This is a genomic window from Methylomonas sp. MgM2 (assembly GCF_054172045.1).
In genome coordinates this window covers 44,181-59,143 of record NZ_JBSYXO010000005.1, presented here as the reverse complement: position 1 = coordinate 59,143, position 14,963 = coordinate 44,181, and the positions used below count along the sequence as shown (strand labels likewise).

14 protein-coding genes and 2 pseudogenes are annotated in these 14,963 nt (G+C 49.6%); 5 read left to right on the top strand and 11 right to left on the bottom strand.

The window, feature by feature from the left end:
- Positions 1 to 7 precede the first annotated feature (7 nt).
- From ACW73I_RS05745 to ACW73I_RS05720, 6 genes and pseudogenes are all read right to left on the bottom strand, one after another.
- Entirely contained in the window at positions 8 to 1,999 is a 1,992-nt protein-coding gene (locus ACW73I_RS05745) for a phage tail sheath family protein (protein ID WP_458028282.1), read from the bottom strand.
- Positions 2,000 to 2,525: 526 nt separating this feature from the next.
- Positions 2,526 to 2,864 (bottom strand): annotated as a pseudogene (locus ACW73I_RS05740) (helix-turn-helix domain-containing protein); the annotation flags it as partial.
- A 341-nt stretch (positions 2,865 to 3,205) separates the two neighbouring features.
- Positions 3,206 to 4,630 (bottom strand): sigma 54-interacting transcriptional regulator, encoded by a 1,425-nt coding sequence (locus ACW73I_RS05735; protein WP_458028281.1) that lies wholly within the window; start codon positions 4,628 to 4,630, stop codon positions 3,206 to 3,208.
- Positions 4,631 to 4,821: 191 nt separating this feature from the next.
- Complete coding sequence (locus tag ACW73I_RS05730) at positions 4,822 to 5,160, bottom strand: hypothetical protein (RefSeq protein ID WP_458028280.1); 339 nt, start codon at positions 5,158 to 5,160, stop codon at positions 4,822 to 4,824.
- Between the two features lie 36 nt (positions 5,161 to 5,196).
- A complete protein-coding gene (locus ACW73I_RS05725; protein ID WP_458028279.1) occupies positions 5,197 to 5,610 on the bottom strand; it encodes a hypothetical protein in 414 nt (137 codons plus the stop codon).
- Complete coding sequence (locus ACW73I_RS05720; protein WP_458028278.1) at positions 5,607 to 5,921, bottom strand: hypothetical protein; 315 nt, start codon at positions 5,919 to 5,921, stop codon at positions 5,607 to 5,609. The genes ACW73I_RS05725 and ACW73I_RS05720 overlap by 4 nt, the downstream gene beginning before the upstream one ends.
- Positions 5,922 to 6,194: 273 nt before the next feature.
- On the opposite strand from ACW73I_RS05720, the gene ACW73I_RS05715 reads away from it, so the two are divergent.
- Both ACW73I_RS05715 and ACW73I_RS05710 read left to right on the top strand, forming a co-directional pair.
- The gene (locus ACW73I_RS05715) at positions 6,195 to 6,791 is read left to right on the top strand and encodes a hypothetical protein (protein WP_458028277.1); all 597 of its coding nucleotides are present in this window, start codon (positions 6,195 to 6,197) and stop codon (positions 6,789 to 6,791) included.
- A gap of 190 nt (positions 6,792 to 6,981) precedes the next feature.
- Positions 6,982 to 7,260 (top strand): hypothetical protein, encoded by a 279-nt coding sequence (locus tag ACW73I_RS05710; RefSeq protein WP_458028276.1) that lies wholly within the window; start codon positions 6,982 to 6,984, stop codon positions 7,258 to 7,260.
- A 451-nt stretch (positions 7,261 to 7,711) separates the two neighbouring features.
- On the opposite strand, the gene ACW73I_RS05705 is transcribed toward ACW73I_RS05710, so the two are convergent.
- Both ACW73I_RS05705 and ACW73I_RS05700 read right to left on the bottom strand, forming a co-directional pair.
- The gene (locus ACW73I_RS05705; protein WP_458028275.1) at positions 7,712 to 8,911 is read right to left on the bottom strand and encodes an IS91 family transposase; all 1,200 of its coding nucleotides are present in this window, start codon (positions 8,909 to 8,911) and stop codon (positions 7,712 to 7,714) included.
- A 12-nt stretch (positions 8,912 to 8,923) separates the two neighbouring features.
- A pseudogene (locus ACW73I_RS05700) lies at positions 8,924 to 9,076 on the bottom strand (tyrosine-type recombinase/integrase); the annotation flags it as partial.
- A 165-nt stretch (positions 9,077 to 9,241) separates the two neighbouring features.
- On the opposite strand from ACW73I_RS05700, the gene ACW73I_RS05695 reads away from it, so the two are divergent.
- The 3 genes from ACW73I_RS05695 to ACW73I_RS05685 are packed head-to-tail and all read left to right on the top strand — an operon-like array spanning position 9,242 to position 12,416.
- Complete coding sequence (locus ACW73I_RS05695) at positions 9,242 to 10,483, top strand: site-specific integrase (RefSeq protein ID WP_458028274.1); 1,242 nt, start codon at positions 9,242 to 9,244, stop codon at positions 10,481 to 10,483.
- On the top strand, positions 10,480 to 11,424 hold the full coding sequence (locus ACW73I_RS05690; RefSeq protein ID WP_458028273.1) for a tyrosine-type recombinase/integrase: 945 nt from the start codon (positions 10,480 to 10,482) through the stop codon (positions 11,422 to 11,424). Before ACW73I_RS05695 ends, ACW73I_RS05690 begins: the two co-directional genes overlap by 4 nt.
- Positions 11,421 to 12,416 (top strand): site-specific integrase, encoded by a 996-nt coding sequence (locus tag ACW73I_RS05685; protein ID WP_458028272.1) that lies wholly within the window; start codon positions 11,421 to 11,423, stop codon positions 12,414 to 12,416. Before ACW73I_RS05690 ends, ACW73I_RS05685 begins: the two co-directional genes overlap by 4 nt.
- Positions 12,417 to 12,468: 52 nt before the next feature.
- On the opposite strand, the gene ACW73I_RS05680 is transcribed toward ACW73I_RS05685, so the two are convergent.
- The 3 genes from ACW73I_RS05680 to ACW73I_RS05670 form a co-directional block, all read right to left on the bottom strand.
- A complete protein-coding gene (locus ACW73I_RS05680; RefSeq protein WP_458028271.1) occupies positions 12,469 to 13,245 on the bottom strand; it encodes a tyrosine-type recombinase/integrase in 777 nt (258 codons plus the stop codon).
- 317 nt (positions 13,246 to 13,562) lie between these two features.
- Positions 13,563 to 13,997 (bottom strand): hypothetical protein, encoded by a 435-nt coding sequence (locus ACW73I_RS05675; protein ID WP_458028270.1) that lies wholly within the window; start codon positions 13,995 to 13,997, stop codon positions 13,563 to 13,565.
- 86 nt (positions 13,998 to 14,083) lie between these two features.
- Positions 14,084 to 14,917 carry a PFL_4669 family integrating conjugative element protein gene (locus tag ACW73I_RS05670; RefSeq protein WP_458028269.1) on the bottom strand — a complete coding sequence of 278 codons (834 nt, stop codon included), beginning with the start codon at positions 14,915 to 14,917 and terminating at the stop codon, positions 14,084 to 14,086.
- Between the last annotated feature and the right edge of the window lie 46 nt (positions 14,918 to 14,963).

Below are 14,963 nucleotides of genomic sequence, written 5' to 3'. Positions count from 1 at the left end.
ATGCTCCTTATACTTGGATCTGACCAGCCAGCTGCTGGATTTTAATGACCACAAATTCTGCAGGTTTCAGCGGAGCGAAACCGACAACCACGTTGACGATGCCGAGGTTAATATCGTTTTGCGTTGTGGTTTCACTGTCACATTTGACGAGATAGGCTTCACGAGAGGTCCTACCCTGAAATGCGCCTTGGCGAAATAAGTTGTTCATGAACGCACCGATATTCAACCGCAATTGCGCCCACAGCGGTTCGTCGTTGGGTTCAAACACCGCCCACTTGGTGCCGCGATAGAGACTTTCCTCTATGAACAAGGCAGTACGGCGTACCGGAACGTATTTCCATTCATCGGCGAGTTGATCGGCTCCCCGTAGTGTGCGGGAACCCCAAACAATTCGTCCAATGATAGGGAAAGCCCGTAGGCAATTGATGCCCAATGGATTCAATTCACCATTTTCTGCATCGGTGAGATTCACGCTTAACTGAGGAACACCAGCCAACGTCGCTTCCAGTCCCGCTGGCGCTTTCCACACCCCTCTTTGTGTGTCGGTGCGCGCAAAAACGCCCGCCACCGCGCCGCAGGGTACAAATTCTTCGATTTGATTTTCGCGCAGTGGATTTGGCTGTTTGAGTCTTGGAAAGAACAGGGCTGCATTCTTGCTTGGTATGCCCGGATAACTGTCCTCGGCCTTGCTGAAATCCTCGCGAGCTTTGTCTTTTGATTTCCAACTGCTATGTGGATCGACCAGTAATAATGCCCGCCTTTCAGCACAGTAGGCTTCAGCAGCTGCAAGCAGGTTTTTGTCCACATCATTATTCTGATCTCTATAAGGTGGAATGCAAAGCAAATTGAAAAGGTCAGCCTGTTCGAGAGCATGCATCCCTGTTTTATTAATTTTGCTTTGCGGTGGCAAAAAGTCGTTGATCGTTAACTCAAGACCGTTAGACACCGAATTGGAGGCAGTCTTTTTAGCAGCGTCCAAGTTGCTTTTTGCAGTTTTTTCAGCTTCTTTCGCTGCGTTAACATTAGCTTCAGGTTCATTATTATTCTGAGCGCTTTCTCGTGCAGTTTTAGCTCTTAAGTATGCCTTCTCAGCTTGAGTAACGGCATCCAGGGTCAAAGTCCATACAGCATCCTGAGCGGAGGTATCACTAGGCGTAGCGTTCATTGCTTGTATTGCAGTTTTTATCGCGCTTACGTCCGGCAATGTTGTCGGCGGCCAGCTACCGTCCCAATTAACCAACCTTGATTCGTTTTCTAGTATTTTGTCGATACGACGCGAACTGGCAGCGTCAATCGATAGATTAAGGAAACGCTCCGAATTTCCACCCGGTGACATATCAAGCACCGTCAGATTGAATAAATTCGATTCCGATTCCGGAATATTATCGAGATCCACAATAGCGCGCAGATTTGCACCCCAGGAACCTTCATAAGCTGCTTCGAGTTTGATACTGCCTACTACAAGCTTTGCTTTTGCAAATGCCACCTCGCCAGCAGCAGCATCAACAGCAGCTTGATGAACGGTTTCCGCGGTCGCGTCAGCTTCATCCGCTGCAGTCTCAGCAGCAATGGCGACTCGATCGGCAGCGCTCATAGCAGGCTCTTCGGTGAATGTACTAGCCTGAGTTCTCGCGGCAGTTGCAGCTGTAGCAGCATCAGTGCCAATCGCGGCTCCTACTACGGACTGTACGGCATCATCGACTGTTTGTCTGACTTCATCATTAGCAAACACTTTATGAAACACCCGTACTACGATTGCCTGACTCCCTCCATTTAGAAAAAAATCGCGAACGGCATATCCGAGCGTACTATCCAACCATAAGCCACCGAAAATTCGCTCGAAATCGGGAAAACCGTTGATGACAATGGCCTTATCTGTAGGTCCGCGTTGCGCCCTTCCAATAAACGCGGTAATAGAGGTCGCCACGCCGGTAATCGTGCGGACGCCACTAGGAATTTCCTCGATATAGACACCGGGATACGAGAGTGTTGCTGGCATAGCGGATCTCCAGTTACTGATAGAATTAAATAAATAATTGCCGAATTAATCTAATTGCGGCTAATGTTGACTCAACTTTCTAAGGTTTACTTTATCAGTCGTACAATCTACTCTCTAAACCACTCCCCGCTACCGATAACTTCGAACATATCTGCGACAATTGGATGATTTTTTACAGAGAACGATACAATTTTTTGGCTCTGCGTTGAAATACCGAGTCTCGTACTCCTAACAGAAGCGGTCTGTCTACTTCCTTCAGCTTAGTTACATTTTTTATGCCAGATGATAAGTCATTGATTTACATAAGTGCGACTTTGATAGACTTTGATAATTGGGTCATTTTATACCCACTAGTTTTAGAATTAATTAGCATATGTTATTGTATTTAATATAAAAAATACTTTGTCCCTCAAAATACTAAAGTGGGTTACTTTTCACCCATATCTACTTTAGATGCGTTATTTAATGTTGAGGTAGGTTGAAAAAAATTGGACTCCAAAGTTCCGTTGAAATAACCACTTGTGCCCCTTGGATAGATACTGCGAACGCAACTGGATGACACGAAGAGGCCCGCTTTGCGTAACTCGTTACTGACCCGTAACTGTCCCTACGCAGGAAAATCCAGTGCAAAAGACAACACCGCTTGCTCAGTGGCGTCGTCCACGCGATTTTTTAGATTCGGTTGGCGACGGCTTTTGTCGAATAGGCTTTCAACGCCACCCGATTCCACTGCCGCTTAATAATGGTAGAACGTATCACGTGATAGGCACATCACTTTACAGGCTTTGGATACGTTATCTAATTCCTCGGCTAGATTCACCAGGCCGACTTTGTGTTTGATGATTCGTGCGTTATTCTCGAGAATGAGGGTTACTTCTTTTGGTTTGAAAAAAGACGATACTTCTATCTCACCAGTAACCCTCATCTCTTTCTAGATGGGTGTCAGTTAAGTCCGAACTTCTATATCTATGCGGTACCGGACACAACATCCGTTTGATCCCCGGGCGGTTGAGGATTTTTTTGCCTTATTTTTAGCAAACGCCGTCTCGACTCTGGGGTTTCTTATCCTCCGAACAATTTTTATTGGCTACATGAGGATCTGCGGTCAGGAAAATTTCAGCTTTTTCCGGGATGGCTACTTATCTTTCCCCAAAGAATTAAAAATAGGCAGTTACACAATTTAATTTATAAACCTGTTATTTGCGTTTATATTACATCATACCGGAAATTTTCCGGCTTAATGCCATTTTTTGCCAATAATCTTCCGAGAGCTCGCCTTTCCTTTCTGGCTATTCTAGCTGCTTTTGAAACGTTACCACGAGTTTTAATCATTAATTCTATCAGGTAGTGTCGCTCAAAACGTTCAACGACTTTAGTTTTGGCATCACTAAATGAATAATAAGAATCAAAATTAATCCTCCTATCATATTTTAATCTTCTATCTTTAATTTCGCAGGAATTTTCCTTGAGAATTACTTGACTTTCATTGTTCAATAAAAATTGTCTATGAATAAAATTTTCAAGCTCTCTAACGTTTCCCGGCCATGAATGACGCATCATCCAATCTAATGTTTCTACCGACAAACTTTTATGCGGAAAATTATATTGATTGCAAAACTTTTGCATAAAAAATGTAGCGAGAATCTCAATATCTGTGCTCCGCTCTCTGAGAGGGGGTAAAGCAATCTGGAGTAAATTAAGGCGATACATTAAGTCGATTCTAAAGCCCTGTTCTTCTACAAGCTTTTCAAGCTTTACATTCGAAGCGGCGATTATACGTACATTGACATCAATGAATTGCTTGCTGCCCAAAGGTTTAATTTTCCCTTCCTCTAAAAACCGCAAAAGAGTGACTTGCCCTTTAGGTGATAAAGCTTCAATTTCGTCTAAAAAAAGCGTTCCCCCATCTGCTTGATTTATCAAACCCAATTGAAATTCTTTTGCATCAGTATAGGCACCTTTCTCATGTCCAAATAACTCGTTTTCTAGTAAGTTATCTGGAATAGCACCACAATTGACAGGCATAAAAGGACAATCTTTTCTATCGCTTTGATAATGAATCGCTCTCGCTGACATTTCCTTACCAGTACCAGTTTCTCCTTCAATAAATACAGTGGCATCGCATCTGGCGGCCTGTTCTATCATTAAAGTTACAGATCTAAAATTCGACGATTTCCCCACCAAATTAAAATTAACCCAATTTTCAGAAGAGATATCTCTTGTAAGAGATGATGAACCACATTTATCATCTAAATTTTTACTCAACCTAAGTAATCTCAACTTCAGTTCATTCGGCGTACAAGGCCATCTACAGATTTCCTGGCAATTGGCTAATACTGGTTGCTTCAATATTTCTTGCTCATCATTAAATATGATTAGATAATTCTCTAAAGATTTTATTTTTATTATCTTCTCTGTAATATCCTTTACAAATTTTTCTTCAGATGGAAACGTAACTACCGTCAACGGTGATTTATTTATTATATTTCCATCTAGCCATTTCGTTCGATGTAGCCGCCTAATGTCGCTACTCAATTGCCTAAGTGCGTTGTAAAGTAAATCGGCTTCGAATTGATTCCAAAAAGAAACAAAATCAACCGGCTGAGTTTGAATATTTACTAGCTGATCCATAATTTTTTATGTTGTTCTTGTTATACAAGTCTAGTATCTACGATTATTCTATATAGTTTTTATCAAATTGCAATGTAAGCGAGCGGGTGCGATCAGTCCCGAATTGTCTCAAATTAAAAGTAACCCAAGCCTTGGGTAAAACAGGGTCGTCGCCTCACATTAAGTGTAACCCAATCCTCTCAACTTAAGTTCTAACAAGTTGATTTATAGGCATGTTTGCGGTGAGGCTTAGGGTGTTTTGGTCTGGGTTTGGTGGTCCCATCGATGAAACGAATGACATTTCTTGCTAACCCAGAAACTGTCAGAAGTAGCTGCTTTAGCGTAGGTGGATCGATGAGTAACCAACGCGGTAAGCATCGCTTGAGATGGGCAAAGGCATAGGTGAGATTGATTTTGTAGTTTTCTTTCAAGCCGATGATGTCTTCTGCTTCCAGTACCGTTAAGGCATGCAGATTGTCGGTAACGATTTTGGCGCCAAAATCCTGCTGCGCGGCCAGCCATGACAGACCTGAAGTATTTTCCTGTGCCATGCTATGTTTAAGGCGCTTGAAGGTTTCTTCAATGCGCTAACGACTTTGGTAGAGCGCTGAGAAATCGTTAGCCGGATAGGCCGCACTATCGAGAAGCGACGTCATCATCACATGGATACGACCATTCGGCGTCGCTACTCTGACCAAGCGTACTTCGGAGAGTAAAGATTGACAGCCATAATCTTGCCAGTCGCGCGCCTTGGGTTTGCCGATGGTAACCCGTTGTTCAATAATGCCTGATCGCAGAAAGGTTTTGACCGCTGCAAAACCGGTTTCATCGACGCGCATACAGAACTGAATGCCGTGTTGAACCAGGTAAGCGATCAGCCAACGGGCTGGATAGCCTTGATCCAGGACGAGTAAATCGTCTGTTTCCAGCTGATCCAAATGTTCGAACAACATCTGACGCTCAGCATCCTTGGCGGAATAGAGTTGGAAAGACAAGGTCATTTCCAGGCCTGGCAAATACAAAGCAAAGGCCACCACATCGCGCGGCGGGTCACATCCTGCAAAAATAGGCGCATTTTGGAACCATCGGCAGCCACCACACGTAAACCGTTCCAGCGTGGTACATCCAGGTGTTTCGTCACCAATTTCATCAATTGACGATTCAATCGGGAAAACGCCAGATGGGAGAATTGCTGGCGCGCTTTGGAAAACGCTTGAGCACTGACTTCGCGGATTAAATCCGCTTGATTGGCGAGATGGGCAAAAAAACCATTGAGTTCATTTTGGACACTGGCCTTGAAGCCAGACATCATGCTAACAAGCAGAACAGGAAAAGTCAGTGTTCGCTGCCGAACGAAAACGGTTGATTTAAGACGAGATTGGTCGAGTAACTCGTCAGAATGCAGATGGCCGATAAAACCAACAAAAATACTCAGGTATTGAGGTCGACATTGTAACACCCTTAATTATCAATGAATTAGGGTTGTAATTTTATCATGTGCGGCAATGTAAACCAATGAATTTATTCAAGAAATAGCTTAAGTTGAGAGGATTGAAGTGTAACCGAACAAACTCGGATTACACCCATGGGAAAACACGAACGACGCGCCTATTTACAAGCTATTCAGAAACGCTATCGACAAAGCGATCGAGCGGCGAAGAAAACCATCTTGAACGAGTTCTGCGAGTTCTGCGGCTACGCTCGCAAGTACGCGATTCGGTTGCTGAATCGAAAAATAAAGCCAGCCGCGTCACCACCCCCAACCAAGCGGCCCGGCCCTAAACGGAAATATCAGGCCGAGGTGCTGCTGGAACCCTTGAAGCGCATCTGGTTTGCCAGCGATCAATTGTGCGGTAAACGCTTGAAGGCAGCGATTCCGCTCTGGCTGCCGCATTACGAAGCACAGTACGGTCGGCTCACCGATCAGGTTCGCACCGACTTGCTAAAGGTTTCAGCCGCGACTTTGGATCGATTGCTCAAGCCCTTGCGCGTTCAGCATCCCAAGGGCCTATCGGGTACTAAACCTGGTTCGCTATTGAAAACCCAGATTCCCATTCGTACCCATCACTGGGACGAAACTCAACCGGGATTCGTCGAGGCCGATACGGTGGCTCACTGTGGCAATTCGCTGGCCGGTGATTTCGTCTGGAGCCTGACCATGACGGACATTGTTACCGGCTAGACCGAATGCCGGGCCACCTGGAACAAAGGCTCGCAAGGCGTCCTAAAGCAAATTCAAGCCATCGAGGGCTTATTGCCGTTCCCTTTGAAAGGCTTCGATTGCGACAATGGCTCTGAATTTTTAAATCATCACTTGGTCCGCTATTTTACCGATCATCCTCAAAAGCCTGCGTTTACCCGCTCCAGGCTTAGTGGCACCTCATTCCGAATACCAACGCTTCGGGGAGTCGAACGAAGTCCGCCAAACCGCCTATCGCGAGTTATTCAAGCATCAGCTTTCTGAAAACAGTATTACCGAAATCAGAGAGGCAACTAACAAGGCTTGGGTGTTAGGCAATGATCGCTTTAAGCAACGCATTCAAGAACAGTTGGGGCGGCGAGTTGAGCCCAAAGCCAGAGGCGGGGACAGCAAATCGGAACAGTTTAATGTCAATCGAGTCTGTTCTCTTGGCGGAACTACCTCGTCCTGAGCGTTCCTATGTATATTTGGCTGTCTGCCTCTTAATGGCTGCTTAGTGGGTGGAACCGGACGGTCCGCTATGGGAAGCCTATGACCGCTGATGTTAAGGGTTGTCGGATGCCTGCCCTTCACCGCGAGGTTGTGCTGTGGCGACGAACCGTTGAGGGCAGGCGTCGGACAAGCCCCGAGGGAGGAAACCGCGGGCCACGCAGGGGAGAGTTAGATGGGGTCACCCTCTATGGGGATTTGAGGAGGGCTTGGGTCATTGATGCGGTTAAAAGTCCCATGCGGAGGCAACCGGCGTCGAGCAAATGCCGTGACTTTCTTCAGATGTGGGCTGTTTTTAACGTGCGCACCGTGGGTGCATTTAGGATTTTCCGCCGGCAAGTCAAGCGATCCCGACGTTGGTGAAAACCAACGCAGTAAGGATGGCGTGTTTCGCCTTCGCCAAGTGGGTGTCATCATGACACGCCTCCCAGTGGAGGTGGTGCCCGAATCAGCGGTTTGCGGGCCAAGACTTCGATGATCAGCATTGCCGCCCCGCAATCCGGACAAACGAAGGTTGGCTGGGTGGTTTTTTCGGCTGCCTCAGCCATTGCTTTCTTGGAGTCCAGATGCGCAGACGCCGCCTTTAGCACTTCACGTATTCGCGCCAGATGATCGCGACGCCCGCCATTGGCCAGCAGTCCATAATGCCGAATACGATGAAAGCCACTGGGTAGAACATGCAACAGAAAACGACGGATGAATTCATCCGGACTGAGGGTCATGGTTTTATGCCGCGTCCTGCCTTTGGCCCGGTAGTCTTTCCAGCGGAAGGTGATACCGCATTTGTCCATGGCCAGCAGTCGTGAATTGGCGATGGCCACGCGATGGGTATAACGCGACAGATACGCTAATACCGCTTCGGGTCCGGCAAACGGACGTTTGGCGTAAACCACCCATTCGCACTTTCGCAGCGGCTTGAGCCAATCGGTAAAAGCCACCTGGTCAGTTAGATGGGCGTATTCACCGAAGAACTGCAATTGCCCCATGTCATGCGCTTGGCTCAGTACCTCCAGGAAACGGCGTCGAAACAGCCGCGACAGCACTCTTACCGATAAAAAGAAGCCGCGCTTGCAACTGACCCAGCGCTCACCGTCCAGCGACAAGCCACCGCCCGGCACGATGCCATGCACATGGGGATGATGGGTTAAGGCCGATCCCCAGGTATGCAGCACCAGGGTGGCGCCGATCTGTGCGCCCAGATGTTTCGGATCGGCGGCAATCGTGCGCAAGGTCTCGGCTGCGATCTCAAACAGCAAGGCATAAATCACGGACTTGTTGTAATACGCGATGGCACCGATCGGCGTCGGCAAGGTAAACACCACATGGTAATACTCGACCGGCAGCAGATCGGCCTGGCGGGCTTCGAGCCAGCGTTTGGCCGCACTGGCCTGACACTTCGGGCAATGCCGGTTGCGGCAGGAGTTGTAAGCGATGTCTTGATGCTGGCAAGCGGGACAGCACAACACGTGTCCACCCAGTACCGCGGTACGGCACTGTTCGATAGCGGACATGACTTTCAGTTGACCCAGGCTCAAGTGGTCATGCTGAGCCTCCCGCCATGCGGGGCCGTAGGCGCGGAAAATATCCGCCACCTCGAGCGCGAGGCGCGCCATGAGGCAATAAGGCTAGAGCGGTTGCAAAGTCTCGATCGGACTGACCACTTCGCGCAGAAGATCGGTGGCCACCTGCGCATACAGCGCCGTGGTCTCCAGCTTCTTGTGACCGAGCAATACCTGAATGACGCGGATATCGACCTTCTGCTCCAGCAAGTGAGTCGCAAAGCTATGGCGACTATGTCGTTCAAGACATAGGCGGCACTATCTACCCTCCCGGACTATGTCTCGTAGTATCCCATCGCCCCCATTTATCCCAGCAAGCAAGCCAAAATGTAGCGATATAGTTCTGACTCTTTCCATTGATCCCATATTGGGCAGGAGTCAGCCATGAAGTTTGTCATTAATAATCAAGTAACCCTTTCGAAAGAGCCGGAAGGACAGCTTGCGGATCATCTGAATGCGTTTGCAACATTCCTTAGTGATCAGCGATATGCACCTTATACGATTCATCGCCAAGTCTATCTAGCCGCCTGTTTCAGCCGATGGCTAAAGCAACAGGGCGTAGAGTTACCGGACGTCACTTTCGAACATTCGAATCAGTTTTTGCGTGATCGCGCTCAACAGCTCAAGCCGTGTCGTGGCGACGCAGCCGCCCTTCAACACCTCATTGATTTTCTATGTAATGAGGGCGTAATTTTCGTTGACAAGATATCCCCTTGCCAGTCACCAGTGGAATGTTGCGTACAGGGATATGAGCAATATCTGCGCGAGGCGCGTGGCCTGACCGAAACAAGCATTCATAACTATGTCCCCTTTATCCGCAGTTTTCTTGACGCACGTTTCGGCTGCGGTTCGGTTGCCTTATCTGGCTTGTCCGCACAGGATGTTGTTGGCTTTGTTCAATGCCAGGCGTCGCAGTTGATCAGAAAGCGCGCCAAACTCATGACCAGCGCTCTGCGCTCATTCCTGAGCTATGCTCTTTTTTGTGGCGATCTTACGCAGGATCTGGCGATTGCCGTTCCGGTTGTAGCGGACTGGTCGATTTCAACTCTTCCAAGGGCAATCTCGACGGAGCAGGTCAAGCAGTTATTGGACAGCATAGATCGCCGCCCGGCAATGGGGCGGCGCGATTATGCCATTTTGCTATTGCTTGCCCGGCTCGGACTGCGCGCAAGCGAAGTGGCATTCCTCGAACTCGACGACATCGACTGGCAGGCTGGGACATTACAGGTGCGTGGCAAGGGAGGGCATCATAGCCAGTTTCCTCTATCGGCAGAAATAGGGGAAGCCATTGCCGCTTATCTGCAGGATGGACGACCAAAGCTAAAAATCCGCAATCGGCGCCTCTTCCTGCGTGCCAAGGCGCCGGTTCGGGGTTTCCAGGGGGCCAGCGCCGTGAGTTGCATTGTTCGCCACTCACTCAAGCGCGCCGCGATTGATGCGCCGACGTTCGGGGCGCATCAGTTTCGCCATGGACTGGCTACCGAAATGCTATGTCAAGGCGCTTCACTCTGGGAGATCGGCGAACTATTGGGCCATCGCCAGCCACAGACCACGAAGCTTTATACCCGGGTTGATCTCGATGCCCTGCGTACCTTGGCGCAACCCTGGCCGGGAGGTGTGCAATGAACACTATCCGGCAGGCGGTTCACGAGTACTTGGCCATGCGGCATAGTCTGGGTTTCAAACTGCAAGATGCCGGCAAGGCATTAATGGATTTCACCGATTTTATGACGCAACGGCACGCTTCCTATATCACTTCAGTATTGGCGCTTGAATGGGCGCAACTCCCCGGCAATGCACAACCATCGTATTGGGCACAACGACTGAGCTTTGTACGCGGTTTTGCCCGTTACCGTAGCGCCAGTGATCCGCGTACCGAGGTGCCATCGCCTGGGTTGCTACCCTTCCAACCCCAACGGGCGCATCCCTATTTATATTCAGAAGATGAAATAAAACGACTGCTCTGCGCCGCGCTTGACTTGTCGTTTCGTGATTGGCGCTGTGCGTTACTGCCCTGGGTCTACTATTGTCTGCTAGGGCTGCTGAGCGTGACTGGCTTGCGTCTTGGCGAGGCGCGTAACTTAAAGGTTCAGGATGTCGATCTTGATACTGCGGTATTAACCGTGCGTACAGGTAAATTCGGTAGGATGCGACTGGTTCCCTTGCATGCCTCTACCTGTGAGGTGCTTGCAGACTACCTCCGCAGACGCCAAAATCATTGGGTGGGTCGTCCGGTGTCATCTTACCTGTTTGTCTCCAGCCGCGGTAACCGACTAGACAATGGGCAAGTCCACCGCATCTTCTATGCCTTGTCCCGTCAGATTGGCCTACGCGCGGAGTCTGACAGCCATGGGCCGCGTCTGCATGATCTGAGGCATCGTTTCGCCACCAATACGCTGCTTAACTGGTACCGGTCGAAACAGGACCCGGAGCGCAGGCTACCGTTGTTGTCTGCCTATCTAGGCCATGTGCATGTAGCCGATACCCAATGGTATTTGGAAGCGTCGCCCGAGCTGATGCATGAAGCCATGCGCTGTCTTGAACAGCGCTGGGAGGAACCGTCATGAATAGCACCAGCCTGGCGCCCTTATTGGAACGCTTCTTTACCCAACGCTTGATGCTGCAACGGCAGGTTAGCCCGCATACCATCCGTTCCTATCGGGATAGCTTCCGTCAACTGCTGACTTTCGCGCAACAGCGCTTGCATCAGCCCCCATCGCGCCTGACTATCGAACAGATCGACGCACCCTTGATCGTGAATTTTTTGGATGAACTGGAGAAGCATCGGAAATTGACGCCGCGCAGCCGGAATCTACGTCTCACCGCGATTCATTCCTTCTTCCATTATATTGCCTTCGAACTGCCAACCCATGCCGCTCAGATACAACGGGTGTTTGCCATTCCCAGCAAGCGGTTCAATCGGCCTCAGGTCGGTTTTCTCAGTCGTCCGGAAGTCGACGCTTTGCTAGCCGCGCCGGATCGGCACACTTGGTCCGGCCGGCGCGATTATGCCTTTATCCTGATGGCCTTACAGACAGGCTTGCGGTTGTCCGAGATGACTGGGCTGAAGACTGATGATCTTATTCTAGAAGCAGGTGCCCATGTCCGGATTATCGGCAAAGGCCGCAAGGAGCGCTGCATCCCCTTGGCCAAATCGACCGTTGCCGTATTAAAGGCCTGGTTGGAAGATCCACAAAACGCTGCGTCTAACGTGGTGTTTCCCAGTGCAAGAGGAAAACCTCTCAGTGTGCATGGCGTGCAGTATCTGTTAAACAAGCACCGACTAAAGGCATCGAAAGCCTGTCCTTCACTCAAACACAAGCGCGTCACCGTGCACCGTTTGCGACATACCATGGCCATGGATTTGTTGCAGGCGGGTGTTGATCGATCGGTGATTGCCTTGTGGCTGGGACATGAATCCGTCGAGACAACACAAATCTATCTGGAGGCGACACTGGCAATGAAGGAACAGGCGCTTGCCAAAATAACACCGCCGGAAGCTAAATTGGGGCGTTTTAAGCCAAGTGACTCGTTGCTTAGCTTTTTAAGCAGCCTGTAGCTGGAAAACTATGTCGGGTAATCCGATGGCGCTTTAGGTGAGATGAATAGTATTATCCGTTCACGGATGCGGTCGTCATAGGATTACTCGACATAGTCCGGGAGGGTAGATAGTGCCGCAGCGTATGCATCGATACCCGCTTGTCTATCCCCGCAGCCTCGGCGGCGGCATGGACGGCGCGGGTGAGTTGACGGGTGCTGAGCGGGTCGACCGGGTCCAAGCCAGGAAAGAGCCAACCGCCTGGCAGCATTTTGCCTTGGGCATGGGCGAACTTCCACCAGGCGCGCAAACGTTCCAGTAACACCGGTGACAACATCGCATAACGATCCTTGCTGCCTTTGCCCTGTTCGACGCGTAAGGTCATGCGCTGGCTATCGACGTCACTGATCTTCAGCGCCACCACCTCGCTGGCCCGCAAGCCGGCGCCGTACGCCACCGATAAGGCCGTTTGGTGTTTGAGATTATCTGCGGCGGCGAGCAAGCGAGCCACCTCTTCGCGACTCAAGACCACCGGCAGTTTTCGTGGCTCATGCACCGTATGCATCTTGGCCATTAACGCTGGATGATCTAACGTCGTTTCGAACAGAAACTTCAGACCGGTAAGATTGGCATTTAGGGAAATCGCCGAAATACCAGAATCGACCAAATGCAGCTGATAGCGGCGTAAATCTTCCGCACTTGCGGTATCCGGCGAACGGCCCAGAAATTTCGCGAATCGCTTCACGACGCGAATATAACTGGCTTGGGTTTGGTGTGACAGTTTGCGCATCCGCATGTCGTCGAGCATGCGTTGGCGTAATGGGCTGATGGGTTTGTCTGTGGCGATCATGACACGGCTCCTATCTTGAAACAAGGCGGATTGCCTCGCCTCTTGGATAGGAAAAACACAGGATATGCTGCCAATCACCCACAGGCTTGCCTACACAGACTCCCTAGCGCGTAGCGGTTTCGTCCAATGGCCGTAGTAGCTCAGTCATGATATCACCTTGCTTGCCGATTACCTGACATTCGACTGAGTTCCCGGCTCCTGAACCGCTGAAATTGGATAGCTGCTCCGACGGTCGGTGTGTTGGTCGATTAAAAACTTTCAGAGACAGGCAAGGTTCAAAAAGAAACCGATGACCTGATTTTCATCGAAATCCACAATCAGACGCTGCAATCCGCATCGCTCAGGTCCTTGAGATATTTTTTTAATCGCCGGATTTCATTCAAACGCAAAGAATGGGCTAGGTTCAATGCCAGTGCCCAGTCGTTAAAACGTTGGTAACATTGCCGGACTTCTGTTGCTTGGCGCATCAAAAACGCCTGGCCTTCGGGGCTACTCAGTAAACAATAGGCTTGCTTGCCGCGAACACCGCGGCGGCGCCATCGGATATACACCGTCAAGGAACGAACCTGTTGCACGTTGAGATACAATTCCCGCGGTTCCGGAATCACCCATCTGAAAGCGCTTGCGCACTCATTCATCAGCCAAACCACTTGAAGATTTTCCGCTTCAAGTAGCGCAATTCTGCGCCAGGCACCCTGCCGCGTGGTAAATGGCAACCAGGCAGCGATGTGCTTATCGAACTCAAGTAACATGATTCACGTTGTTCGATGTCAATACCCGAATGGTAGAAATCAGCCTCCCCTTACCCTTAAAAGGTTAAAACCTTTTGTAAGGGCTGTTAGCTACCTGTTTCGCTGCCCATCTGATCATGATCAAACACTGCGCTGGCTTTATCTGCGGATATAGGAATCAAAGATTCTGCACCTTCCTTTTCCTTCGCTGCCTGAACCTGACTTTTTGGCTTTACTCTAATCAGCGGCGAAATCTTGGCCCGATGGGTTTTGGATAAAATGGGTTCCGGGCATTCGCCTAACAAACCAATCGCTTTAAGAGCATTGGCGCTTTGCGCAAGGACATCCTCCCGCGTCACACCAGTGAATTTCCATTGGCTAGCCAAATTGAAGGTGCGGCGAATCGCTTTACCGGTAACTTGCAACAGTTGCTCTGCGACCGCACGATCAATCAGTGCAATGTGCCTTGCAGTAAACACACTGCGCGCCAAGGCATCGTAATCGGCAATCAAATAGGCACCCATGTAACCGTACGGGTTCTGGAAATAGATCGGTACCTGCAAGGGTTGTAATGACTGTGCCACCTGAATCTCAAAGCCCTGAATCTCTCGCATCCGTTCATCCAACCAGTCGGTTTTGGCTTGAATCAATGCTTGACTCTCCGTCAGGGACTCTTCGATTTTGACTAAAAACCAATCAGCGAAGGGGTCATCGGCTTCGGCGGACAACCAAATTAACTTCATGCGCCGGCCAAAATCCAGTAAACCGATAATCGGCTCGACGTGATCAGCGCTTTTTCGGCCAACCACAAGTTTCTGAGCTTGCCGGGTTTGTATCGTCATCCGGGTTACACTGCGCAAATCGCCCGGTTGTTCGATGAGCGTTCGAACGGGTTGGGACACTGTTGTTTGTGACGATTCTTGATCCAACAGGGCATTCATGATGCGTGCCTCCTAAATTTGATTTTGACCTGTGCGACATGCACAG

Coding starts and splice junctions, on each gene's coding strand:
- ACW73I_RS05705 (WP_458028275.1), bottom strand. CDS start 8,911: ATGGCGCGCCTCGCGCTCGAGGTGGCGGATATTTTCCGCGCCTACGGC.
- ACW73I_RS05745 (WP_458028282.1), bottom strand. CDS start 1,999: ATGCCAGCAACACTCTCGTATCCCGGTGTCTATATCGAGGAAATTCCT.
- ACW73I_RS05730 (WP_458028280.1), bottom strand. CDS start 5,160: ATGGCACAGGAAAATACTTCAGGTCTGTCATGGCTGGCCGCGCAGCAG.
- ACW73I_RS05680 (WP_458028271.1), bottom strand. CDS start 13,245: ATGATCGCCACAGACAAACCCATCAGCCCATTACGCCAACGCATGCTC.
- ACW73I_RS05670 (WP_458028269.1), bottom strand. CDS start 14,917: ATGAATGCCCTGTTGGATCAAGAATCGTCACAAACAACAGTGTCCCAA.
- ACW73I_RS05725 (WP_458028279.1), bottom strand. CDS start 5,610: ATGACCTTGTCTTTCCAACTCTATTCCGCCAAGGATGCTGAGCGTCAG.
- ACW73I_RS05675 (WP_458028270.1), bottom strand. CDS start 13,997: ATGTTACTTGAGTTCGATAAGCACATCGCTGCCTGGTTGCCATTTACC.
- ACW73I_RS05685 (WP_458028272.1), top strand. CDS start 11,421: ATGAATAGCACCAGCCTGGCGCCCTTATTGGAACGCTTCTTTACCCAA.
- ACW73I_RS05695 (WP_458028274.1), top strand. CDS start 9,242: ATGAAGTTTGTCATTAATAATCAAGTAACCCTTTCGAAAGAGCCGGAA.
- ACW73I_RS05690 (WP_458028273.1), top strand. CDS start 10,480: ATGAACACTATCCGGCAGGCGGTTCACGAGTACTTGGCCATGCGGCAT.
- ACW73I_RS05735 (WP_458028281.1), bottom strand. CDS start 4,630: ATGGATCAGCTAGTAAATATTCAAACTCAGCCGGTTGATTTTGTTTCT.
- ACW73I_RS05720 (WP_458028278.1), bottom strand. CDS start 5,921: ATGATGTCTGGCTTCAAGGCCAGTGTCCAAAATGAACTCAATGGTTTT.
- ACW73I_RS05715 (WP_458028277.1), top strand. CDS start 6,195: ATGGGAAAACACGAACGACGCGCCTATTTACAAGCTATTCAGAAACGC.